At 70.6% G+C, this 22,348-nt stretch carries 20 protein-coding genes; 11 read left to right on the forward strand and 9 right to left on the reverse strand.

The genetic code is table 11. The features are described 5' to 3' along the window. Positions 1–6 precede the first annotated feature (6 nt). On the reverse strand, positions 7–3,924 hold the full coding sequence (gene scy / locus AB0I66_RS20715) for a polarized growth protein Scy (RefSeq protein ID WP_363209312.1): 3,918 nt from the start codon (positions 3,922–3,924) through the stop codon (positions 7–9). A 231-nt stretch (positions 3,925–4,155) separates the two neighbouring features. Further along, positions 4,156–4,596 (reverse strand): methylmalonyl-CoA epimerase, encoded by a 441-nt coding sequence (gene mce, locus AB0I66_RS20720; protein ID WP_135330222.1) that lies wholly within the window; start codon positions 4,594–4,596, stop codon positions 4,156–4,158. Between the two features lie 136 nt (positions 4,597–4,732). Here mce and AB0I66_RS20725 point away from each other — a divergent pair, with 136 nt between their 5' ends. After that, complete coding sequence (locus tag AB0I66_RS20725; RefSeq protein ID WP_363209313.1) at positions 4,733–5,935, forward strand: acetyl-CoA C-acetyltransferase; 1,203 nt, start codon at positions 4,733–4,735, stop codon at positions 5,933–5,935. A 70-nt stretch (positions 5,936–6,005) separates the two neighbouring features. After that, positions 6,006–6,962, forward strand: coding sequence for a methylmalonyl Co-A mutase-associated GTPase MeaB (meaB, locus tag AB0I66_RS20730; RefSeq protein WP_363209314.1), 957 nt, complete (start codon positions 6,006–6,008; stop codon positions 6,960–6,962). A 287-nt stretch (positions 6,963–7,249) separates the two neighbouring features. Here the strand turns inward: meaB and AB0I66_RS20735 are convergent, their stop codons facing one another. Beyond that, positions 7,250–7,948, reverse strand: coding sequence for a PepSY domain-containing protein (locus AB0I66_RS20735; protein ID WP_363209315.1), 699 nt, complete (start codon positions 7,946–7,948; stop codon positions 7,250–7,252). 145 nt (positions 7,949–8,093) lie between these two features. Between AB0I66_RS20735 and AB0I66_RS20740 the strand changes: the two genes are divergently transcribed. Both AB0I66_RS20740 and AB0I66_RS20745 read left to right on the forward strand, forming a co-directional pair. After that, positions 8,094–8,789 carry a response regulator transcription factor gene (locus AB0I66_RS20740; protein ID WP_363209316.1) on the forward strand — a complete coding sequence of 232 codons (696 nt, stop codon included), beginning with the start codon at positions 8,094–8,096 and terminating at the stop codon, positions 8,787–8,789. Then, the gene (locus AB0I66_RS20745; protein WP_363209317.1) at positions 8,786–10,219 is read left to right on the forward strand and encodes a HAMP domain-containing sensor histidine kinase; all 1,434 of its coding nucleotides are present in this window, start codon (positions 8,786–8,788) and stop codon (positions 10,217–10,219) included. Before AB0I66_RS20740 ends, AB0I66_RS20745 begins: the two co-directional genes overlap by 4 nt. Positions 10,220–10,222: 3 nt before the next feature. Here the strand turns inward: AB0I66_RS20745 and AB0I66_RS20750 are convergent, their stop codons facing one another. The 4 genes from AB0I66_RS20750 to AB0I66_RS20765 form a co-directional block, all read right to left on the reverse strand. Next, positions 10,223–10,699, reverse strand: a complete 477-nt coding sequence (locus AB0I66_RS20750; RefSeq protein ID WP_363209318.1) for a MarR family transcriptional regulator — start codon at positions 10,697–10,699, stop codon at positions 10,223–10,225. A gap of 120 nt (positions 10,700–10,819) precedes the next feature. Beyond that, on the reverse strand, positions 10,820–11,626 hold the full coding sequence (locus AB0I66_RS20755; protein ID WP_363209416.1) for an AIM24 family protein: 807 nt from the start codon (positions 11,624–11,626) through the stop codon (positions 10,820–10,822). 8 nt (positions 11,627–11,634) lie between these two features. Continuing rightward, positions 11,635–12,285, reverse strand: coding sequence for an AIM24 family protein (locus AB0I66_RS20760; RefSeq protein WP_363209319.1), 651 nt, complete (start codon positions 12,283–12,285; stop codon positions 11,635–11,637). Position 12,286: 1 nt separating this feature from the next. Further along, positions 12,287–12,925, reverse strand: coding sequence for an AIM24 family protein (locus AB0I66_RS20765; RefSeq protein WP_363209320.1), 639 nt, complete (start codon positions 12,923–12,925; stop codon positions 12,287–12,289). A gap of 198 nt (positions 12,926–13,123) precedes the next feature. On the opposite strand from AB0I66_RS20765, the gene AB0I66_RS20770 reads away from it, so the two are divergent. The 7 genes from AB0I66_RS20770 to AB0I66_RS20800 all read left to right on the forward strand — a co-directional run bounded on the left by AB0I66_RS20770 (position 13,124) and on the right by AB0I66_RS20800 (position 20,177). Then, a complete protein-coding gene (locus AB0I66_RS20770; RefSeq protein ID WP_363209321.1) occupies positions 13,124–13,468 on the forward strand; it encodes a DUF3817 domain-containing protein in 345 nt (114 codons plus the stop codon). After that, a complete protein-coding gene (locus AB0I66_RS20775) occupies positions 13,465–13,758 on the forward strand; it encodes an MTH1187 family thiamine-binding protein (protein WP_160507269.1) in 294 nt (97 codons plus the stop codon). Before AB0I66_RS20770 ends, AB0I66_RS20775 begins: the two co-directional genes overlap by 4 nt. Positions 13,759–13,958: 200 nt before the next feature. Then, on the forward strand, positions 13,959–14,660 hold the full coding sequence (locus tag AB0I66_RS20780) for a hypothetical protein (RefSeq protein WP_363209322.1): 702 nt from the start codon (positions 13,959–13,961) through the stop codon (positions 14,658–14,660). Next, positions 14,660–15,343 carry a DUF4166 domain-containing protein gene (locus tag AB0I66_RS20785; protein WP_363209323.1) on the forward strand — a complete coding sequence of 228 codons (684 nt, stop codon included), beginning with the start codon at positions 14,660–14,662 and terminating at the stop codon, positions 15,341–15,343. The genes AB0I66_RS20780 and AB0I66_RS20785 overlap by 1 nt, the downstream gene beginning before the upstream one ends. Further along, positions 15,340–15,972 carry a TetR/AcrR family transcriptional regulator gene (locus AB0I66_RS20790; protein WP_363209324.1) on the forward strand — a complete coding sequence of 211 codons (633 nt, stop codon included), beginning with the start codon at positions 15,340–15,342 and terminating at the stop codon, positions 15,970–15,972. Before AB0I66_RS20785 ends, AB0I66_RS20790 begins: the two co-directional genes overlap by 4 nt. A gap of 401 nt (positions 15,973–16,373) precedes the next feature. After that, positions 16,374–18,209, forward strand: coding sequence for a cellulose synthase catalytic subunit (locus tag AB0I66_RS20795; RefSeq protein ID WP_363209325.1), 1,836 nt, complete (start codon positions 16,374–16,376; stop codon positions 18,207–18,209). 3 nt (positions 18,210–18,212) lie between these two features. Further along, positions 18,213–20,177 carry a kelch motif-containing protein gene (locus AB0I66_RS20800; protein ID WP_363209326.1) on the forward strand — a complete coding sequence of 655 codons (1,965 nt, stop codon included), beginning with the start codon at positions 18,213–18,215 and terminating at the stop codon, positions 20,175–20,177. 15 nt (positions 20,178–20,192) lie between these two features. Here the strand turns inward: AB0I66_RS20800 and AB0I66_RS20805 are convergent, their stop codons facing one another. Further along, positions 20,193–21,224 carry a glycoside hydrolase family 6 protein gene (locus tag AB0I66_RS20805; RefSeq protein WP_363209327.1) on the reverse strand — a complete coding sequence of 344 codons (1,032 nt, stop codon included), beginning with the start codon at positions 21,222–21,224 and terminating at the stop codon, positions 20,193–20,195. 91 nt (positions 21,225–21,315) lie between these two features. Further along, on the reverse strand, positions 21,316–22,302 hold the full coding sequence (locus AB0I66_RS20810) for a DUF5937 family protein (RefSeq protein WP_363209328.1): 987 nt from the start codon (positions 22,300–22,302) through the stop codon (positions 21,316–21,318). Positions 22,303–22,348 lie beyond the last annotated feature (46 nt).

Below are 22,348 nucleotides of genomic sequence, written 5' to 3' on the forward strand. Positions count from 1 at the left end.
CTTTGGCTAGCCCTCAGACGGCTTGCCACCCGATCGAGTTGAGCCCGCCGCCGCACCGGCCTTGACGCCACCATCCTTCGGGCCGGGGACCGATGGGGCCTCAAAAGATTCCAACGCCTCCAGCACGTCCTGGACACGGGAAATCTCGGCGTTGATGTCCTCGCGGCGCCGGACGAGAACCTCGAGCTCGCGTTTGCCCTCGTCAACCGTACGCTCCGCCTCGGCCTGCGCCTCCGCCTTGACCCGCTCGGCATCGCGCACCAGTTCGGCGACCTTGGTCTCGGCCTCCTTGAGCAGTGCCTCGGCCCGCTTCACGGCCGAGATCCGGACCTTGCCGGCCTCGGAACTCGCGTCCGACACCAGCTCCTTGGCCTTGGCCTCGGCCTCGGCGAGCTGCTCCTCCGCGGCCTTCACCAACGCGTCACAGCGCTCACCCGCGGTCTTCATCGCCTCCGCGGACTCGCGGCGCGCACGCTCGTGCAGCTCCTCGATCTCCGCGGTGAGGCGGTCGCGCTGCTCCTCGGAACGCTCCCTTATGGCCGTCGCGTCCCTGCGGGCGCCGACGAGCAGTTCGTCCGCGTCCGTACGGGCCTTCTCCACCAGGGAGTTGCCCTCGACCCTCGCCTCTGCGACGAGCCGGTCGGCCTCCGTGCGGGCGGCGCCGACCATCGTGTCGGCCTGCGCCTCCGCGTCCGTGGTGGCCTTGAGCGCCTTCTCCTGGGAGTCGCTCGTCAGCTTCTCGGCCTCGGCCGCGGCCTCCGTGATGAGCGTGTCGACCTGCTCGGCCGCCTCGGAACGGCGCTTGTTGGCCGCCTGACGCGCCTCGTCCAGGGTGCGTTCGGCCTCGTCCCGCGCCTGCGAGGTGAGCCGCTCGGCCTCGGCCGCCGCCTCCGCCTTGACGCGCTCGGCCTCGGACCGGATGCGCTCGGCGTGCTGCTGGGCGGAGCCGACCGTCTCGGCCGCGTCCGCGCGCAGCCGCTCGGCGTCGCCCGTCGCGTCCGAGATGAGCTTCTCGGCCTTGGCCACCGACTCCGAGCGCACCCGCTCGGCCTCCGCGGCCGTCTCGGCGCGCAGCCGCTCGGCCTCGGCGATGGTCTCGGCCTGAAGCCGCTCGGCCTCCGCGACCGTCTCGTTCTGCAGCCGCTCCGCCTCGCTGCGCGCCTCGCCGATCAGCTGGTCGGCCTGGCTCGCGGCGTCGCTGCGGATGCGGTTGGCGTCCTCGCGGGCGTCGGCACGGGTGCGGGACGCGTCCTGCTCCGCCGACGCGATGGCGTCCGAGGCCTCCGTACGCGAACGCTGGGCGTACTCCGAGGCGTCCGAACGCAGCCGCTCGGCCTCCGTGATCGCCTCCGAAACGGTGCGCTCGGCCAGGGACTTGGCGGCCTCGGCCTCCTCGCTCGCCTCGCGACGGGCGCGGGCGGCGTCCTCGGAGGCACGCTCCCGCTCGGCGTACGCGTCGGAGCGGACACGGTCCGCCTCCTCCTGCGCCTCGGTCCGGGTGCGCTCCGCCGCGTGCTCGGCGGCGCTGCGCAGACCCGCGATCTCCTCCTGCGCAGCCTCCTGGAGGCCCGACACGGAGTCCCGTACGGACTGGGCGGTCTGCTCGGCGCTGGAGACCATCTCGGTCGCCCTGCGGTCGGCCTCCTCGACGAGGCGGACGGCCTCGGCCTGAGCCTCCTCGACGCGGTTGCGGGCGGAGGCGAGGAGTTCCTCGCTCTGCTCGCGGGCCCGCTCGCGCTCCTGGTCGGCCTCGCCGCGCGCGGAGCTGAGGGTCTCCTCGGCCTCCCGGCGGCGCCTCGCGGCCTCCTCCTGGGCGGCGGACAGCGCCTCGGCGGCCTCCGCGCCCACGCGCTCGGCGGCGGCTGCGGCCTCCGAGCGGAGCCGGTCGGCCGACTCCTGGGCCTCGGTCTTGAGGCGCTCGGCCTCGGCTGCGGCATCGGAACGCAGCCGCACGGCCACGTTCTCGCCCTCGGCGCGCGCCTGCGACGCGTCCGCGGCGGCCTCGGTGCGCAGCCGCTCGGCCTCGGTCTCGGCCTGCGACTGAAGGGTCCGGATCCGCTCGGCGGACTCCGAGCGAAGGCGGTCCGTCTCGTCCGCGGCTTCCTTGCGGATGCGCTCGGCCTCGGCGCGGGCGTCGGTGAGTGCCTGCTCGGCGGAGGCAAGACGCTCCTCGGCCTCCGTGTGCAGGCGTGCCAGCTCGTCGGCGGCCTCGGCCTGACGTGCCGCTATCGCCCGCTCGGTCTCCTCGCGCAGGGCGCGCGCGGCGTCCTCGGCCTCGGACTTCGTGGCCTCGGCCTGCTCGGCGGCCTCCTCGCGGTGCCGCTCGGCCTCCGCGCGGGTGCGCTCCAGGGTCTCCTCGGCCTGCTTGCGCAGGCTCGTGGCGCGCTCGATGGCCTCGGTGCGGACCCGCTCGCTCTCGGTGGTCGCGGCCGACTTCAGCTCATCCGCGTCGGCCTTCGCCTTGGCGAGCAGCTCCTCGGCGGACTTGGCCGCCTCCTCGATCTGCTGGACGGCCTCGCGCCGTGCCTCGCCCCGGATCCGCTCGCCCTCGGTGACCGCGTCGGCCCGCAGCTGCTCGGCCTCGCCGCGCAGCCTGCGCGCCTCCTCCTGCAGCTCGACGGTCTTGGCGCGGTACTCCTTGGTGTCGTCCTTCGCCGTGCCCTTGAGGCCCTCGGCGATGTCGTGCGCCTCGGCGCGCAGCCGGTCCGCCTCGGCCTCGGCCTCGCTGCGGATCCGCTCGGCCTCCTCGGTGGCGGCCTTCGTCGTGTCCTTGGCGTCCTTGGACGCCTTCTCCAGTACGTCCTCCGCCGTACGGGCCGCCTTGGCGAGCTGGCCCGCGGTCTCCTCGGCGGTGATCGTGCGCGCCTTCTCGGCCGCGTCCTTGATCAGCTTCTCGGCCTCGGCACGCGCGTCGGCGACGAGCTGCTCGGCCTCGGACTTCGTGGCCTCGGCTTCCTTGGTGGCCTCGCCGACAAGACGCGCGACCTGCTCCTTGGCCGTACGCGTGCGCTGTTCGTTCGCCCCCTCGGCGGCCGAGAGCTGCTTGGACGCCAGTTCCTTGGCCTCGGCGAGGACCTTGTCGGCCTCGGCGCGCGCCTCGCGCAGCGCCGTCTCGGCCTCCGCCATGCGCTGCTCGGCGGCCCGGCTCGCCTCGGTGGCCTGGCGGCGCGCCTGCTCGGACTCGGTGGCCGTGGACGAACGCAACTGCTCCGCGTGGTCGGTGGCCTCCTGCGCCTGCGTGGACGCCGCGTTCAGGAGGCGCTCGGCGTCCGAACGGGCCCGGCGCAGGATCGCCTCGGCCTCGGCACGGGCCGACTCCGCGTCGCTCGACATGCGCTGGCGGGCCTCTTCGGCCACACGCTCGGCCTCGGCGCGGGCGGCGGCCAGGGCCTGGTCGGCCTCGGCGCGCGACTCGTCGAGCAGGCGACGCGCCTGCTGCTCCGTGCGGGCCCGCAGCTGCTCGGCCCACGCCACGTTCTCGTTGACGTGCGACTCGACGGTCTGGCGGCGCTCGGACAGCTCCTGGTCGAGCTGCTGACGGCGTGACACCGCCTCGGAGTGCAGCTCGGACTGGAGCCTGGCCTGCTGCTCGGCGTGCTCCTGGAGGATCCGCTGGGTCTGCGCACGAGCGTCGCGCAGCTCCCGCTCGGCGTCCTGGCGCAGCTGGTCGGCCTGGATCTGGGCATTACGGAGCAACTGCTCGGCCTGGTAGCCGATGTCCGCGCCGTCATAGGCAGGGCGGGACGCGAGGTTGCGGCGCGCCTCGTGCAGCTTGGCGCGCAACACCTCGACCTGATAGCCGAGGTCTTCGGCGTGCTGAACAGCCTTCTCTCGCTCGGTCTTCAGCCGGTCCATCTCGGCCTCGAACCGCGAAAGATGGTCCGTCTCAGCCCGCGAGCTCTCTTGGCGTTCGTAGCCCCGCACTGCGCGGTCCCATCCGTCCCCTGGTCGCAAGTCTCTTCTTACGAGCCCTGTCCATCCGCCGAACGGGGCCCACGGGGAATGGTGTCAGATCAACAGCAGAGCATGGGCTGCTGCCCTGACGCTCGTCCCCCGAAACCCGGACCCCGGCAAGCGGCCGCCCAGCGTACGGACGACCGGCCGCCCGAAACTTGGACGGCCGCCCCCAACCCTACCGGCCCAAGTATGCGGAGGTCAGTGCTCCGGTGACTCCTGAGCTGCCGAGGTGACGAGTTCGGTCAGTACGCCGTGGCAGTCCTTGGGGTGCAGGAAGGTGATGCGGGAGCCCATGGAACCGATCCGGGGCTCCTCGTAGAGGACCCGTACGCCCTTGTCCTTGATGGCCGCCGCGTCACCGTCCACGTCCGCGGTGCCGAAGGCGATGTGGTGCACGCCCTCGCCGTTCTTGGCCAGCCATTTGCCCACGGCGGAGTCGTCGCGGGTGGGTTCGAGGAGTTGCAGGTAGGAGGCGCCGCCGTCAGACGTCTCATTGATCTTGAGCATGGCCTCACGCACCCCCTGCTCCTCATTGACCTCGGTGTGGAACACCGTGAAGCCATATGTCTCCCGGTAGAACTCGACGGTCTTGTCGAGGTCGAAACAGGCGATCCCGATGTGATCGATTCGCGTCAGCATGTTTTAAGTGCAGCCCTTCCGGCGGTGATTACGCAACGTGCGCGCGATCACACCTAGCGCCCGATGACGCGCGGCGTACCGCTCAGTACATTCAAGTAAACCCTCATTAACTCCTCCTCCCAAGGGGCCGTGGCACATGTCTGGAACGACCGGTACCACCTCAGTGATCGTCGCGGGCGCGCGCACGCCCATGGGCCGCCTGCTCGGCTCCCTCAAGTCCTTCTCCGGCGCCGACCTGGGCGGTTTCGCGATCAAGGCCGCGCTGGAGCGGGCCGGGATCGGCGGCGACCAGGTGCAGTACGTGATCATGGGGCAGGTGCTCACGGCCGGGGCAGGGCAGATCCCGGCGCGTCAGGCCGCCGTCAAGGCGGGCATCCCCATGAACGTCCCGGCACTCACCGTCAACAAGGTGTGCCTCTCCGGGCTCGACGCGATCGCGCTCGCCGACCAGCTGATCCGCGCGGGCGAGTTCGACGTCGTCGTCGCCGGCGGCCAGGAGTCGATGACGAACGCGCCGCACCTCCTCCCGAAGTCCCGCGAGGGCTACAAGTACGGCGCCATCGAAATGCTCGACTCCATGGCGTACGACGGCCTGACCGACTCCTTCGAGAACATCGCCATGGGCGAGTCCACGGAGAAGCACAACACCCGCCTGGGCATCGCGCGCCCCGCGCAGGACGAGATCGCCGCCGCCTCCCACCAGCGCGCGGCCGCCGCCCAGAAGAACGGCATCTTCGAGGCCGAGATCACCCCGGTCGAGATCCCGCAGCGCAAGGGCGACCCGGTCCTGTTCTCCAAGGATGAGGGCATCCGCGCCGAGACGACCGCCGAGTCGCTCGGCAAGCTGCGCCCCGCCTTCACCAAGGACGGCACGATCACGGCGGGCACCTCCTCGCAGATCTCCGACGGCGCCGCCGCGGTCGTGGTGATGTCGAAGGCCAAGGCCGAGGAGCTCGGCCTCGACTGGATCGCGGAGATCGGCGCCCACGGCAACGTGGCGGGCCCGGACAACTCGCTCCAGTCCCAGCCGTCCAACGCCATCCGGCACGCCCTGAAGAAGGAGGGCCTGGACGTCGCCGACCTCGACCTCATCGAGATCAACGAGGCCTTCGCCGCGGTCGCGGTGCAGTCAATGAAGGACCTCGGGGTGTCCTCGGAAAAGGTGAACGTCAACGGCGGTGCCATTGCCCTGGGTCACCCGATCGGGATGTCCGGCGCACGCGTCGTCCTGCACCTCGCCCTCGAGCTGAAGCGGCGGGGCGGCGGCGTCGGTGCCGCGGCGCTCTGCGGTGGCGGCGGGCAGGGTGACGCGCTGATCGTGAAGGTGGCGAAGGCCTGACGCGTTGCGCGCGTTTCGCGCGTGCAAGCCTTCCCCGTCTCGCAAACGTCTTGGAACGGAGCTGTCTGACATGCAGGACGTCCCCTCCCTGGTGGCACAGGCCCGCGAGGGCAGGCCACGGGCCGTGGCCCGGCTGATCTCACTGGTCGAGGGGGCGTCACCGCAGCTCCGCGAGGTCATGGCCGCGCTGGCTCCGCTTGCGGGGCACGCGTACGTCGTGGGCCTCACCGGATCTCCCGGTGTCGGCAAGTCGACCTCGACGTCGGCGCTGGTGTCGGCGTACCGGCGTGCGGGCAAGCGGGTCGGCGTCCTCGCCGTCGACCCCTCGTCACCCTTCTCCGGGGGCGCGCTGCTCGGCGACCGGGTCCGGATGTCGGAGCACGCGTCCGACCCCGGCGTCTACATCCGCTCCATGGCCACCCGCGGCCACCTGGGCGGCCTCGCCTGGTCGGCGCCCCAGGCGATCCGCGTCCTGGACGCCGCGGGCTGCGACGTGATCCTGGTCGAGACGGTCGGCGTCGGCCAGTCCGAGGTGGAGATCGCCTCGCAGGCGGACACCTCGGTGGTGCTGCTCGCCCCCGGGATGGGGGACGGCATCCAGGCGGCGAAGGCCGGAATCCTGGAGATCGGTGACGTGTACGTCGTCAACAAGGCGGACCGGGACGGTGCGGACGCGACCGCGCGCGAGCTGAACCACATGCTGGGGCTCGGGGAGTCCCGCGGCGCGGGGGACTGGCGCCCGCCCATCGTGAAGACGGTGGCCGCGCGGGGCGAGGGGATCGACGAGGTCGTCGAGGCCCTGGAGAAGCACCGGGCGTGGATGGAGGAACGGGGCGTCCTCACGGAGCGGCGCGCCGCGCGGGCGGCCCGTGAGGTGGAGACCATCGCGGTCACGGCTTTGCGGGAGAGAATCGCTGATCTGCACGGGGACGCGAGGCTGTCCGCTCTTGCGGGGCGGATTGTCGCCGGGGAGTTGTCCCCGTACGCGGCGGCGGATGAGTTGGTCGAGAGCTTGACGGCGGGCTGAGGGGGCCGCAGCCGGCGGGTGCCTGTGGGTGGGCGGATCTGCCCCTTCTGCTGGCCCGGCAGCCGAACCAGCCGCCGCTTCGCGGCGATGTTTCCCGCCCACCCACCCGATTACCCCGGGGTAACGGGTGGGTGGGTGGGAAAAATCCGTCGCGAAGCGGCGGTTTAGTGGTTGCGACAGCAAGCCGGCCCGGTGGGCGGAGACGGCCCCGCCCAGCGCGACAGCGCGCCGCCCCGCAGGGAAATCCCTGCGGGGCGGCGCGCTGTCAGGTGGGGACGGGGGAGTTATCAGTCGTCCGAGTCGTTGTCGTCGGCGTCGTCGTCGGAGTCATTGTCGTCGTGGCTGTCCGACTTGTCGGCCGTGACCTTGCCCGACTGCAGGTCAACCTTCCAGTCGGACTCCGCACCCTTCGCACCGGAGGTCTCCGCCTCCCAGGCGCCGGCGGTGCCGTCGTCGTCCAGGTCCACGGACGTGACCGTGCCCTTGGCGGCGGCAGCCTTCGCCGCGTCCTCCGCCGAGGTGGACGCACCCTTCAGGGCGGCGGCCACGCGCTTCGCGTCGCCGTCCTCGTCCTGCTCGGTGTGCGAGCCGAGCACCTTGCCGGTGCCGGGGTCGACCTGGACGCTGTGCCACGTGCTGCCCTTGCCGAGCACGTCGACGTCCCAGACCAGGCCGCCGTTGTCCTCGTCGTCCAGCTCCGCGGAGACCGCCGTACCGGACTGGTTCGCGAGGGCCGCCTTGATCGCGTCGGCGGCCGTCACCTTGGCCGCCTTCGCCTCGGCGGTGTTCTCCTTGGCGTCGTCCCGGTCGTCGTCCCGGTCGTCGTTCCGGTCGTTGTCGTCCCGGTCGTGGTCCTTCAGCTGAACGCTGGACTTCTTGGCGGCCGCCGACGACTCGTCGTCGCCGGTCGTGGCGAGCGCTGTCGCGGTGCCGCCCCCGACCAGGGCGAGAGCTGCGACGGTGGCGATGACGATGTTGCGCTTCATGAGGGGTTCCTCCCGAGTCGTTGGCTGTGCGGCCGGTGGGCCGCTGCCGTTCGCTTTCGACACGGACCAATCTGGCTGAGCGACCCTGAAGCCAGGCTGAAGCCGCCTGAAGAACTCTTCAGGTTGGCTCTGCCACCCTGAACGCATGCGCCTGTTGATCGTGGAAGACGAAAAGCGCCTCGCGCTGTCCCTGGCCAAGGGCCTGACGGCCGAGGGTTACGCCGTGGACGTCGTGCACGACGGCATCGACGGGCTGCACCGGGCGAGCGAGGGCACGTACGACCTGGTCATCCTCGACATCATGCTGCCCGGCATGAACGGCTACCGCGTCTGCTCGACCCTGCGCGCCGCGGGACACGACGTACCGATCCTGATGCTCACGGCGAAGGACGGGGAGTACGACGAGGCCGAAGGGCTCGACACGGGCGCGGACGACTACCTCACCAAACCCTTCTCGTACGTCGTGCTCGTCGCCCGAGTGAAGGCGCTCCTGCGCCGCCGTGGCAACGGCGGGCCGTCCCCCGTCCACACCATCGGCGACCTCAGGGTCGACACCGCCGCGCGCCGCGTCTTCCGCGGAGACAGCGGGGACGGCGGTGACGGCGACGGGGATGACGAAGTGACGCTCACCGCGAAGGAGTTCGCGGTCCTCGAACAGCTCGTGCTGAGGGTGGGCGAGGTGGTCTCCAAGGGCGACATCCTGGAGCACGTCTGGGACTTCGCCTACGAGGGGGACCCCAACATCGTCGAGGTCTACATCAGCGCGCTGCGGCGCAAGCTCGGCGCGCAGCTGATCAAGACGGTGCGTGGCGCCGGATACCGCCTGGAGGCCCCCCGATGACCAAGCGTTTCTTCAGTTCCGTACGGGCGCGCGCCACGATCGGCGCCAGCCTCGTCGTGGCCGTCGCGCTGGTCGCCGCCGGCGCCGCCGTCCTGCTCTCGCTGCGCGCGAACCTGACCGACCAGGCCAGTGGCCAGGCGGAGTCGGCGGCCCGCGGGGTGGCCTCGCGGCTCGCGGCGAACGAGCCGTACGACAACCTGGACCTGGACGACGAGGAGCATCCGGTCCAGGTCGTCGACGGCGACGGAAGGCTGGTCGCCGCCACCGAGGACCTGCAGCGGATCAGCGGCACAGGTGTGGCCGCGGTCAAGCCCCGGCCGGCCGCCACGCCCCCCAAGGGCGACGACGATGACGACGACGCGAGCCAGGGCGACGCCCCAGAACTAGGGGAGGTCTCCGACGACGAGCCGCGCGTCACCTCGGGCTCCGCGACCGTCGACGGCGAGACGCAGGACTACCGTTTCGCCGCGGTCGAGGTGAACAGCGAGACGAAGGGCGACCTCACCGTCCACGCGGGCGCCTCGCTCGCGGCGCAGCAGAGCGCGGTGTCCACGGCGCTGACGTCCATGCTCATCGGCTTCCCGCTGCTCCTGGCCGTGATCGCCCTGGTGACCTGGCTGGTGACGCGCCGCGCCCTGCGCCCGGTGGACGCCATCACCACCGAGATGGCGGCGATCACCGCGTCGGAGGATCTCGCGCGCCGCGTGCCCGAGCCGGACACGCACGACGAGATCGCCCGCCTGGCCACGACGACGAACGAGACGCTCGCCGCCCTGCAGACCTCGGTGGAACGTCAGCGCCGCTTCGTGGCCGACGCCTCGCACGAATTGCGCAGCCCCATCGCCTCCTTGCGCACACAGCTCGAAGTGGGCGCCGCGCACCCGGAGTTGCTCGATGTGGACGGTGCGGTCGAGGACACCGTACGACTTCAGGAACTGGCCGCCGACCTGCTCCTCCTGGCCCGCCTGGACGCGGGGGAGAAGCCGGGCGGCGGGCAGGTGGATGTGGCGGCGCTCGCCCGCGAGGAGCTCTCGCAGCGCACGCGGGACCGCGTCGACGTCCGCATGGATCTGAGGAACGTCGACGTCACCGGTTCCCGGAGCCAGTTGGCGCGCGTGCTCGGCAATCTGGTGAACAACGCGCAGCGCCACGCGCGCTCGCACGTCACGGTCGCCACCCGCGCCGAGGGCGCGTGGGCGGTCCTTGAGGTCTCCGACGACGGAGACGGGGTGCCGGAGGGCGAACGCGACCGGATCTTCGAGCGCTTCGTCCGCCTCGACGACGCCCGCACCAGGGATGACGGCGGGGCGGGTCTGGGCCTCGCCATCGCGCGCGACGTCGCCGCGCGGCACGGCGGGACCCTCACGGTCAAGGAGGCTCCCGGTGGGGGAGCGCTCTTCGAGCTCAGGGTCCCTGCCGTCACCCGGTGAGGGTCAGGGCTTGCCCCGCTGGGCGCGGAGGTGTTCCGCGATCGGGGTCAGGGCCTTGTGGAGTTCGCCGAGCGCCTCGGGTGAGATCAGGTCGACGAAGTGCTTGCGGACCGAGTCCACGTGGTGCGGGGCGACCCGCTGCATGGTCTCCATGCCCTCGTCCGTGAGGACGGTGTAGAGCCCGCGCCGGTCGGACTCGCAGTTCTCCCGGCGGACCAGGCCCGCGTTCTCCATGCGGGTGATCTGATGGGACAGGCGGCTCTTGGACTGCAGTGTGGCGGCCGCGAGATCGCTCATGCGCATCCGCTTCTCTTCGGACTCGGAGAGATGCACGAGGATGTCGTAGTCGTTCATGGTCAGGTTGAACGGCTGGAGGTCCTTCTCGAGCTGATAGGTCAGCATCCTGTTGACCTCTACGTGGGTGCGCCAGGCGCACTGTTCCTCGTTGGTCAGCCACTGCGGGGCCGTATCGGTCTCCATGGAATCGATTCTACCTAAGAAGTTGAAAGGTGAACGAATGTCGGTGTGTGACACGCGCCTCTGACCCCCAGTTGTCAGAGGGGCACAGGCGTTCGCCCGTCACACTCCGCAGACTACCGCTCACAGGCCGAAGCGACGCTGGAGGTCCCCCAGTTGTCCGGGAAGGCGTGGTTGTCCCGACTGCCCGCCGTGCTGACCCTGTCCGCCGTGCTGCCCCGGCACGCCGTGACCGCCCGGGACGCCCGCCTGGTGCGGCACCGCGCCCGTCGCGTGCTCGGCCATGAGGGCCTCCGAGGACTGCAGGAGCACCGCGCCCGCTCCCACGAACTCGAACTGGTGCTCCTCACCTGAGGTTCCGCCGATCCCGGTCAGTGCCCGCACGCCCCCGATGACTCCGGTCAGATAACCGTGGTCGTAGTGATGGCAGGGCGAGGGGCAGTCCGCCCAGCCCACCAGGGCCTGCGGGTCCACCCGGATCGGCGGCTCCATGAAGACCACCGGGCCGTTCGACGCGGCCACGAACTTTCCGGTTCCGATCAGGGTCAGAAAGCCCGGAACGATCGACTGCTTCAGCGCGAGAGTTGGCTGAAAAGCGAGGAGGTTGCCCGAGCGAATGGTCAGGTTGCCGTCTTCGAGGTCGTACGAATTCACGTCGAAGGCCCGGTCGGCGAGGAGCATCTTGCCCTGGCCGTCGGCCACCACCCAGTCGCTCGCGTGCAGGGGCGAATGAAAACTCGTGCGCACCAGGCGGTCCAGGCGGCCGTGACCGATGCCGTTGAACTCGATCGAGCCGTAGTACGCGATCATCTTTCCCTTCTGCAGGAACCACTGGCTCCCCTTGAGCTCCACGCAGAAGGTGTACGCGTTCACGTTGTCGTCGCTCGGGAGCGTCATCGGGTCGAGGGCCGCGGGTGCTCCCACGGGCATTGAGGGGTTCACAGCTTCTCCTCCGACGCCTGGACGTACACCGCACCGCTTCCTGACAGCTCCACCTGGAACGCCTCGCCCGAACCCCGCCCCACCATGTCGCGCCAGCCGAGCGCCGTGGAGAGCTTGTTGCGTACGTCCCCGTGGTGGGCCACGTACGCCTGCGGGTCGACGTGGACCGGGCGCTGCGGGGTGATCGGGATCTCGATGACACCGCCGTGCGCCATGACGGCGACCGCGCCCTGTCCCTTGAGGGTGGTCGTGAAGAGGCCCTGGCCGGTCACCTGGCCGCGGACCATGCCCATGACGCCGCCCTGCGAGCCCATGAACATCGTGCCCTGCTGCAGCGTCCCGTCGAAGGCGAGCAGCCGGTCCGCCTCCACATAGAGGGTGTCCCCGGTGAGGGTGATCACCTGGATGTGGTGGCCGCCGTGCCCGAAGAGGATCGTGCCGCTGCCCTCCACGGTCATCAGGGGCGTCGCCTCGCCTGCCACCCGGCGCCCGATCATGGAGGCCAGGCCGCCCTGACCGCCCTGGACGTTGGGCGTGAAGGCCACGTCTCCCTTGTAGGCGAGCATCGCGCCGCGCTGGCTGAACAGCCGCTGGCCCGGCAGCACCGTCGCTTCGATCATCTTCGAGTTGATCTCCCGGAAGGGCATGTCAGATGTCCCCCGCGATCGTCGTCCGCTCGCTGGGCTGGACATAGACGAGTCCCTCGCCCTCGAAGCGGATCTGGAAGGCCTCGCCGCCGCCCTCGCCCAGCAACGTACGGAAGGTGACGCCCGACTGGAGGTTCTGGCGGAGGTCTCCTTGGTGTGCGACATACGCCCCCGGGTCCACCGTCAGGGGAAACTGCCGGCTCACGCGCAGCACCACCGCGGGTCCGTCGGACATGATCGCCGCCTGCCCCGAGCCCTCGACGGTGGTGGTGAACAGGCCATTGCCCTGGGAGGCGCCGCGGACGCCGGTGAACTGGGTGCCGGTGCGCAGGCCCCCGTCCGTGCACAGGAGATTGCCGGCCTCGACGAAGAGCTTCTCGCCGCGCAGCTGCACGAGGTTGATCTCCGTGGCGCGATCGGCGAACCAGCACGTGCCGTGCCCCTTCACCTCCATCACCGTCATCTGCTCGCCGGTGAGGCGACGGGTCACCATGCCGCGGATCCCCTCGCCTCCGCCGGTCATCTTCTTGAAGGCCATCTGGCCGTCGTACGCGACCATCGAGCCGTTCTTCGCCTTGACGGCGTCGCCGGTCATGTCCACGGCGAGCACCCTGCTGCCCTGCAATCGGAACGTTGCCACGTATCGACGGTAGCCGTCGGATATGGGGTCGGAACAGGGCAACGGCCCCTGAGGGAACCCCGAGAACACCCCGATGTCACAATGGGGGTCGCTTGTGCGCGCATTCACAAGATCGCCGGTCGTCAGATCGCCAGATCGCCGGATCGATGCCGCCGGGCGGCCCCGCCCCTCGCTCCCGCCTCACACCGAAGGTGATCCGTGGACATCAAGACCGCTTCCGCACTCCGCCGCCTCCGCCTGGTCTCGGCCCCCGAGGCCGTCTCCTTCCTGCTGCTGATCGTCTGCTCGGTGCTGAAGCGGACCACGGAATTCAACGCCGTGCCGGTGATGGGCATGGTCCACGGCGTGCTCTTCGTGCTGTACGTGCTGTTCTGGCTCGACGCCTGGAACCGCACGAAGTGGGACCTGAAGACGGCCGCCCTCTACTTCGTCCTCTCCGTCCTGCCGGCCGGCGGCTTCTTCGCCGAGCGCAAGCTCAAGCGTGAGGCCGAGGCCGCCGTGATCGCGTCGCGCGCCCGCCGCGAAGGCGTCGTGAGCGCATGATCGTCGCCTTCTCCGTGACCCCGCTGGGCGTCGGCGAGGACGTGGGCGAGTACGTCGCCGACGCGGTCCGTGTCGTCCGCGAGTCCGGCCTGCCCAACCGGACCGACGCGATGTTCACCTCGGTCGAGGGTGAGTGGGACGAGGTGATGGACGTCGTCAAGCGTGCCGTCGCCGCGGTCGAGGCGCGGGCGCCGCGCGTCTCCGTCGTCATGAAGGCGGACATCCGTCCCGGGGTGACGGACGGGATGACGTCGAAGGTCGAGACGGTGGAGCGACACCTTTCCGCGTAGATCACCTCCGCGTAGATCGCCTACGCATAGATCACCTCCGGGTGGTCGCCTGCCTCCCTGTGTCGTAAGAGAAGCCCTCGCCGTCGGACGGCGGGGGCTTCTCTTTGTCCGCGGACTTGAGCGACCGCTCAAAAATCCCTATGGTCATCTTGAGCAGTCTTGAGCAGTCGCTCAAAAATGCACTGACCTGGGGGAACTCCGTGAGACCGTCGAGCTTGTACGTCGAGGCACGCATAGACGCAGACCTCGACGAGCTCTGGGCACGCACCCAGGAGCCGTCCCAGCACCAGCGCTGGGACCTCCGCTTCACCGAGATCGACTACCTGCCGCAGGTCCCGGGCGAGCCCCGGCACTTCCGGTACGGCACGCGCGTACTGCCCTTCCTGACCGTCGCGGGCACCGGGATCTCCGCGGGCGAGAAGCGCCGCGCGGACGGCACCAGGACCTCCGCCCTGCGCTTCGCCTCACCGCACCCGCTGTCGCTCCTCCAGGAGGGCTCGGGCTACTGGCGTTACGTCCCCGTCCCCGGCGGCGGCATCCGCTTCCTCACCGGATACGACTACCGGCCGCGCTGGGGCCGCTTCGGCGCGCTCGCCGACCGCGCTGTCTTCCGCCCCCTGATGGGCTGGGCCACGGCCTGGTCCTTCGACCGGCTCCGGCTCTGGCTGGAGCGCGGGATCACGCCCGAGCGCCAACTGCTGCACGCGCTGGCCGAGGTGGGGGTGCGCGTCGGGTGCGTGGCCGCGGCCGCCGTCGCCGCGCCGATGGTGGCTCCCGCGGTCCTCGCGCTCGCCTTCGTCCTGCCGCCTCTGCCGACGACGCCGGCCGCGCGCCGCTGCCTGCGCAATCCACCGGCACGCGCGCGTGCACCGCGTGTACTCGCGACCCTCCAGGAGAAGTGATGCGGACCTCGATCTTCCGTACGGTGATGGGCGCCGACTTCGACCGGCTGCACCCCCAGCTGCAACGCCGCTTCTCCGTGGGCCTGGCGAGCGGCGAGGCATGCACGGGGCGGGGCGTCATGGACCGTATCTGGCACGGCAGAGGCTTCGTGAAGCCGTTCCTGGCCCTCGGCGGCACGCGTAACATCCTCGTCCCCCGAGCGGGCCGCCACGTGCCCTTCACCATCGAGAACGTGCCGTACGTCGATACGTTCGGCCGTGAGACGGTGAGCTTCGTGCGCACCTTCGATCTGCCAGGACGCTCCCGCCGCTTCGACGCCCAGATGGTCCTGGGCCCCAAGGGCGACCGGATCCTCGACTACCTGGGCACTCACCAGCACCTCGCGAGCGACCTCCACCTCAGGGCCCAGCCGGACGGCTCCCTGCTGATCCGCTCCGGGGAGCACCGCTTCCGGGAGGGGCCGGTGGACGTCCGAGTCCCCGAGCTGATCGGCGGTGACGCGGAGGTGCGGGAGTCCTACGACGACTCCGCGGGACGCTTCCGTATCCAGGTCAGGGTGGTGAACCGGCACTTCGGGCCGCTCTTCGGGTACGAGGGTTCCTTCACGGCGGAGTACGCGGATGTCCGCGGCTGCGGTGTGCGGCCGGGGTTGCGGCCTCTCCGCGAGGAGGCGAGGGCGTGAGCGGCGACACGAAGGAGAAGCTCCTCGAAGGGGCGCTGCGTACGTTGACGGAGCAGGGCATCGCGAAGACGTCCGCGCGGACGATCGCGGCTGCCGCCGGGGTCAATCAGGCGCTGGTCTTCTACCACTTCGGGTCCGTCGACGAGCTGTTGGCCGCGGCCTGCCGTCATGGCTCGGAGCAGCGGGTCTCGCGTTACCGGGAGCGGCTCGACGCGGTGTCCTCGCTGGCCGAACTCCTTGAGTTCGGCCGCGAGATGCACGCGGAGGAGAGGGCCGCCGGGCACGTCGCGGTCCTCGGCCAGCTCCTGGCGGGGGCCCAGACGCAGCCTCGCCTCGCCCCCGCGACGGCGGCGGGCCTCGCCCTCTGGATCGAGGAGATCGAGAAGGTCCTGGTACGGGTCCTCTCGGCGACGCCCCTGGGGGAGTTCGCGGATCCCGTGGGTCTCGCGCGGGCGGTGGCGGCGTCCTTCGTGGGGATCGAGCTGTACGAGGGGGTGGACGCGGCGGGGGCGGAGCGGGCGCTGGATGCGCTGGAGCAGTTGTCCGTCCTGGTGACGGCTGTCGAGGAGTTGGGGCCGATTGCTCAGCGGGCCATGCGGAGTCGCCTACGGCGGGTTGTGCGGTCCTGAGCTGGGCCCCCTGCGGTGGGCGGGCTCCGTAGGGACCTCTCCCACCCACTCGCCCGTTTGCCCCGCAGCCGCCTCCGGCCGAACAAGCCTTTCCCGCCCACCCGCCCGATTACCCCGCGGTGTCCCGGGTGGGTGGGGCGTGCGCGACCGGGTGGGTGGGGGACGTGTGCGCGTTCGGACGCCCAGCCGCGAGGCCCGGTCGGTTCTCGGACGGAGCAACCTCATTCGGTCGCTGCCCCGGGGGCTTCCGGCCCGTAACCCCGGCCGAACCGCTCACCGTAAGACCGCTCGCACGGACGCGTCCGGTTCGACACGCCGGGGAAACTCCACTTTTGTGTGGGTATCGGCTTGTTCGCACCTGAACCTGCCAGAGCCAGATCACCCACGACCTGGAGGGCGCTGTGCGGCCGGAGGGCTACGACTACGACACCCACAGCACACTCGCCGGACCGCTCACTGAGCCGGCCGGCGAAGGCAGCGGCAGCGGCGAAGGCGGCCGCTATCGGGTGCAGTACAACAAGCTTCTCTCCAGTGAGCCCCACCGAATACGAGCCGTCATCCTGATGACGCTCGCACCCGTCCTCACCGGCCTCCTCCTCGTCTACCTCGTGTGGCCGAGCCATTGGACGGAGCGCGAGGGCGCCGAGAGCTGGCTCATCGGACTCGACATCACGATGCTCGTGGCCATCGGCCTGATCGAGCTCTTCATGCTCGTCAACGTCGTGTCCATCGCCCACGCGACGATGGTGGCGAGGGACCCGATCCCGGTCACCCCCGAACCCGGCACCCGCGTCGCGTTCCTCACGACGTACGTCCCGGGCAAGGAACCCCTCGGCATGGTCCGCGCCACCCTTGAGGGAGCGAAGGGCATACACCACCCCGGCCCCCTCGACGTGTGGCTCCTGGACGAGGGGGACGACGAGGACGCCAAGGCCCTCTGCGCCGAACTCGGCGTACGTCACTTCACCCGCAAGGGCGTGCCCGAGTGGAACCGCAAGAAGGGTGTCCACAAGGCCCGCACCAAGCACGGCAACTACAACGCCTGGCTCGCGATGCACGGCGGCGACTACGACTTCTTCGCCTCCGTGGACACCGACCACGTGCCGCTCCCCAACTTCCTCGAACGGATGATGGGCTACTTCCGGGACGAGGACGTCGCGTTCGTCGTCGGGCCCCAGGTGTACGGGAACTACGACTCGCCCGTCACCAAGGCCGCGGAATCCCAGCAGTTCCTCTTCCACGCGCTGATCCAGCGCGCCGGCAACCGCTACCGCGCACCCATGTTCGTCGGCACCAACAACGTCGTACGCATCCAGGCGCTGCGCCAGGTCGGCGGCCTGTACGACTCCATCACCGAGGACATGGCGACCGGCTTCGAGCTGCACCGGCACAAGAACCCGCTCACCAAGCGCCACTGGCGGTCGGTCTACACCCCGGACGTGCTCGCCGTCGGCGAGGGGCCCGCCTCCTGGACGGACTTCTTCACCCAGCAGATGCGCTGGTCGCGCGGGACGTACGAGACGCTGTTCAAGCAGTACTGGAAGGCACCGTTCACGATGCCGCCCGGCCGCCTCTTCTCGTACACGATGATGCTCGTCTACTACCCCATGACGGCCGTCAACTGGCTGCTCGGTGTGCTGAGTTGTGTCCTCTTCCTCTGGTTCGGCGCGTCCGGGACGCAGGTCGCCGCCTCCGTCTGGCTGATGCTCTACAGCGACGCGGCCGCCCTCCAGGTGGGGCTCTATCTGTGGAACCGCCGCCACAACGTCTCCCCGCACGAACCGGCCGGCTCCGGAGGCCTCGCCGGGATGGGGATGTCGGCCCTCTCCGCACCCATCTACGCCAAGTCGCTCGGTGCCGCCGTCGTGCGCCGCCCCAGCCGCTTCGTCGTCACGCCCAAGGGCGGTGACGCGAGCCCCGACCGGCTGCTCACCTTCCGCATCCACCTCTTCTGGGCGGCGGTGCTCACCAGCTCACTGGTCGCCTCGTTCGTGCTCGGCCACACCCACGCGGCGATGCGCACCTGGGCCGTCCTGGCCCTGGTCATCTCGCTGGCCCCGGTCACGATCTGGTGCTTCACGCTGCTCAAGGAGCGCAGGGCGAACGAGGGGCGCAAGGAGGCCCGTGCGCGGGCCCGGCAGCGCGGCAGGCAGGACGCGGAAGGCATCACCACCGCGGCCGCGGACGGCGAGCCGGAGCCGGCGTTCGCCACCGGTACGACGACTGGAGGGAACTGACCCATGGCATACCGGCCCTCTCAGCGGACGAAGAAGACACTCCTGGGTGTCGGGGCGGGCGCGCTGCTCGTCGGGCTCAACGCACCGGCGGCGCTGTCGTTCGCCGAGGAGCAGTACTACGAGTACAAGATCGCCCAGCCCGGCTACAAGGCCAAGTACGGCTCCTGGAAGCAGATCGGCATCCCCGAGGAGTTCCGCACCAACGCCATCCACGCCGCGCTCCTGCACACCGGCAAGGTCCTGATCGTCGCGGGCTCCGGGAACGAGCAGAAGAAGTTCGACAAGGGCGCCTTCGACACGATCCTCTGGGACCCGCGGAACGACACCTTCAAGAAGGTCAGGACCCCGGAGGACTTCTTCTGCTCGGGCCACGCCCAGCTCCCCGACGGGCGGCTCCTGGTGGCGGGCGGCACCGCGCGCTACGAACTGCTCGACGGCGAGATCAACCGGGCCGGCGGCGGCATGCGCGTCAAGAACGAGAACCCCGACAAGGCCATCGTCCTCAAGAAGGGCACGCGTTTCCGCTCGCCGTCGGGCGTCGAGTACGTGAGCAAGTTCGACGTCAAGGTTCCCAAGGCCGAGCGGGACTACGAGATCACGTACACCAAGTCCGGTGTGATGAAGCCCTGGAAGACGACGGTCAAGGCGAGCGAGTCCCGCGTCTTCGTCGAGGCGATGCAGGAGGGCGAGGAGTTCGCCACGCAGAAGTCCGCGCAGTACGAGATCGAGGGCCTCACCGGCAAGGAGGCGGACAACGCGTACGGGATCGCCGAGAAGATCACCATGGACAAGCAGGACTTCCAGGGGATCAAGGCGGCGTACGAGTTCGACCCGAAGGCCGAGAAGTACGTCCCCGTGGAGCCTATGGACAAGGCCCGCTGGTACCCCACGCTCGTCGGTCTCGACGACGGCAAGGTGCTCGCGGTCTCCGGCCTCGACGACGTGGGCAAGATCGACCCGGGCGACAACGAGATCTACGACCCGAAGACGAAGAAGTGGACCGACGGCCCCAAGCGCTACTTCCCGACCTATCCGGCGCTCTTCCTCACCAAGGGCGGCAAGCTCTTCTACCCGGCGTCGAACGCGGGCTACGGGCCCGCCGACCAGGGCCGTGAGCCCGGCCTCTGGGACCTGAAGACCAACAAGTTCGAGAAGATCCCCGGCCTCGTCGACCTCGACCAGACCGAGACGTCCGCGTCCCTCCTGCTGCCCCCGGCGCAGGACCAGAAGGTGATGATCCTGGGCGGCGGAGGTGTCGGCGAGTCCGACAAGGCGACCCGGCGCACGGCCGTGGTGGACCTCAAGGAGAAGCGCCCCTCCTTCCGGACGGGCCCCGAACTCCCCCAGGGCACCCGCTACTTGAACAGCGTGATCCTGCCGGACGACTCGGTCTTCACGGCCAACGGCTCCAAGGACTACCGGGGGCGCGGGGCGAGCAACATCCTCAAGGCGCAGTTCTACGACCCCAAGTCGAACAGCTTCCGGGAGGCGGCGTCCCCCAAGGTGGGCCGCAACTACCACTCCGAGGCGCTGCTCCTGCCCGACGGACGGGTCGTCACCTTCGGCTCCGACCCGCTCTACGACAATCAGCAGAACACCAAGCTCGGCCACTTCGAGCAGCGCATGGAGGTCTTCACGCCGCCCGCGCTGCACAAGGCGGGAAACAACCGCCCCGTCCTCGGCGAGGGCCCGGAGGAGCTGGCGGCGGACGGCCGCGCGACGTTCCGCGCGAAGAATCCCGGGAAGATCGCCTCGGCCCGTCTGATGCGCCCCAGCGCGGTGACGCACACGACGGACGTCGAGCAGCGGTCGATCGCGCTCGGCCTCACCAAGGGCAAGGGCGAGGTGACGGTGGAGGTGCCCAGGGGCGACACCGCGCTGGTGCCGCCGGGCTGGTACATGCTCTTCGTGACGGACCAGGACGGCACGTCGTCAGAGGCGAAGTGGATCCACGTGGGCGGGAAGTAGCGGCGTCCGCCGCGGTCAGGTGGCCTTGGCGTTGCGCGCGAGACCGAGCGCGTAGTCGGGCCACCACTGGCCCGCCGCCGGGCCGCCCCGGCACGGTCCGTCCGAGTCGCCGGGCCGCTTGATCCACAGGACCGCGTCGAGCAGCGGCTCACCGGTCTTGTCCGTGGGCGGGGTGCCGAGACCGCGCCCCGGCGGGTTGCACCAGGCGTCCTCGCGGTCTCCGGCGAGCGGCCCCTTGCCGTTGCGGCTGGTGTCCATCACGAAGTGCTTGTCGCCGACGATCCCCGAGAGACCGCGGCCGTACGCCTTGATGGTCTCGTCGTCCTGGAAGTTCGACACGTTCAGCGAGAAGCCGTCGGCCTGCGCGATGCCCGCCTGCTGGAGCGGCTCGGCGAGCTTGCCCGCCTGGGAGATCCAGCCCGGGTTGCCCGCGTCCAGGTAGACCTTCACCTGGGGCTGCTGCTTGAGCCGCTGGATGGCGTCGGAGAGCAGCTGGTAGCGCTCGGCGTGGTACTCGGCGGGGGTGCAGCCGTCCACGATGTGCGGGATCGCGTCCGGTTCGAGGATGACGACGGCCGGCCGGTCGCCGATGGCCCCGGCGAACTTGTCGATCCACTGCCCGTAGAACTCCGGGCTCTGCGCGCCGCCCGCGGAGTGCTGGCCGCAGTCGCGGTGCGGGATGTTGTACGCGACGAGCACGGCGGTGCGGTCGCCCTGCGCGGCGCCGTCGACCGCCGCCTTGATGTCCGGAGCCGGGTCGTCGCCCGCGGGCCACACGGCCATGGGCTGCTCGGAGATCCGCTTGAGCGCGGCGGCGTCCTGGGTGCGGCCCTCCTGCTCCCACTGCCTGACCTGCCGGGCGGCCGCGCTCTGCGGGTCGACCCAGAAGGTGCTCTGTGCGGCCTTGCCGGTGGCCGCGGGGGAGGCGTCGGCCTCGGTGGCCGCCCGCTGTTCGCCCTTCGTGCCGGATTCGGAGGAGCACCCTGCCGTGAGCCCGAGGGCCGTGAGGGCCGTGAGTGCGGTGAACGTGCGGAGCAGCCGGTACATCCAGCCCCCTATGGGCGACGGTGACCGGGCAATCGTTACATAACGGTCCAATCACCCTTGGTTACGACACCGGGGCGGGCCTCGGAGGGCCTCAAATGCCCCCGCCGCCCGCCAGCGCGATGCCGAGCGGAGTGCGTTCATACAGCACCTGGTGTCCGTACCGCCGCGAGACCAGCAGCCCCGCGCCGCGCAGGGCGCCGAGGTGCGCGGACACGGACGAGGGGGCGAGCCCCAGGCGGTGCGCCAGGCCCGAGGTGGTGGCGGGGTCGTCGAGCGCGGCGAGGACGGAGGCCTTGCCCCGCCCCAGGAGCCGTACGAGCGCTTCGGCGGTGTGCTCGCCCGGCTCGGTCCAGAGCCCGGCGAGGCCGCGCGCGGGGTAGACCAGGGTCGGCTGCCAGGGCGGTTCGTGGCCGCCCACCACGTCGGGCCAGGTGAAGACGCTGGGCATCAGGACGAGGCCCTGGCCCGCCAGGTGCCGTACGTGGTCGGCCCGTCTGGCGACGGTCAGCGTGCCCGCCTCCCAGACGAACCGCGGGTCGAGTTCGGCGACCAGCGCGCCGAGGCCGACCTCCGCGAGCCGCCGCGAGTGGAAGGAGACGTCCGCCTCCAGGAGCGCGCGGAGCCGGGGCCAGTCCGGCTCGACCAGGGTGCGCCAGGCGGCCTCCATGGCATCGGCCAGCTCCCGCACCGCGCGCACGGGATCGGCGAGCAGCGCACGGCCCCGCGGGGACTCGGCGGCCCCCGCGGTGGAGGCAAGCGCCCGCGCCAGTTCCGCCCGCGCGGCCTCGGGGTCTGCCGCGCGCACGGCCGCGATCTCCTCGTCGAAGGTGGCGGCGGGGCCGATGGGCGGCGGGCCGATGAAGTCCGGGGTGTAGCCGCGCACCGGCATCAGGAGCCACAGGGCCTCCAGTTCGAGTCCGGCGCTCGCCCCGCGGATGCGCCGCAGCCACTGCGGGTGGTAGCCGTGCCGCTCGGGCCGCTTCAGGGTGCGCACGGCCTCCTGCGTCTCCCACAGCGGCGACACGGCGAACCGGCACCGCAGGAGATCGTCGGAACCGAAGTGCAGCCGGTCCGGCACGCGCTCACCCCCATGTTTCGCCTGAGACCGAAACTCTAGGGCGGCG

The organism is Streptomyces sp. NPDC050439 (assembly GCF_040655335.1).
GTDB lineage: Bacteria > Actinomycetota > Actinomycetes > Streptomycetales > Streptomycetaceae > Streptomyces.

Coding starts and splice junctions, on each gene's coding strand:
- mce (WP_135330222.1), bottom strand. CDS start 4,596: ATGCTGACGCGAATCGATCACATCGGGATCGCCTGTTTCGACCTCGAC.
- AB0I66_RS20725 (WP_363209313.1), top strand. CDS start 4,733: ATGTCTGGAACGACCGGTACCACCTCAGTGATCGTCGCGGGCGCGCGC.
- meaB (WP_363209314.1), top strand. CDS start 6,006: ATGCAGGACGTCCCCTCCCTGGTGGCACAGGCCCGCGAGGGCAGGCCA.
- AB0I66_RS20735 (WP_363209315.1), bottom strand. CDS start 7,948: ATGAAGCGCAACATCGTCATCGCCACCGTCGCAGCTCTCGCCCTGGTC.
- AB0I66_RS20740 (WP_363209316.1), top strand. CDS start 8,094: ATGCGCCTGTTGATCGTGGAAGACGAAAAGCGCCTCGCGCTGTCCCTG.
- AB0I66_RS20745 (WP_363209317.1), top strand. CDS start 8,786: ATGACCAAGCGTTTCTTCAGTTCCGTACGGGCGCGCGCCACGATCGGC.
- AB0I66_RS20750 (WP_363209318.1), bottom strand. CDS start 10,699: ATGGAGACCGATACGGCCCCGCAGTGGCTGACCAACGAGGAACAGTGC.
- AB0I66_RS20755 (WP_363209416.1), bottom strand. CDS start 11,626: ATGCCCGTGGGAGCACCCGCGGCCCTCGACCCGATGACGCTCCCGAGC.
- AB0I66_RS20760 (WP_363209319.1), bottom strand. CDS start 12,285: ATGCCCTTCCGGGAGATCAACTCGAAGATGATCGAAGCGACGGTGCTG.
- AB0I66_RS20775 (WP_160507269.1), top strand. CDS start 13,465: ATGATCGTCGCCTTCTCCGTGACCCCGCTGGGCGTCGGCGAGGACGTG.
- AB0I66_RS20785 (WP_363209323.1), top strand. CDS start 14,660: ATGCGGACCTCGATCTTCCGTACGGTGATGGGCGCCGACTTCGACCGG.
- AB0I66_RS20800 (WP_363209326.1), top strand. CDS start 18,213: ATGGCATACCGGCCCTCTCAGCGGACGAAGAAGACACTCCTGGGTGTC.
- AB0I66_RS20805 (WP_363209327.1), bottom strand. CDS start 21,224: ATGTACCGGCTGCTCCGCACGTTCACCGCACTCACGGCCCTCACGGCC.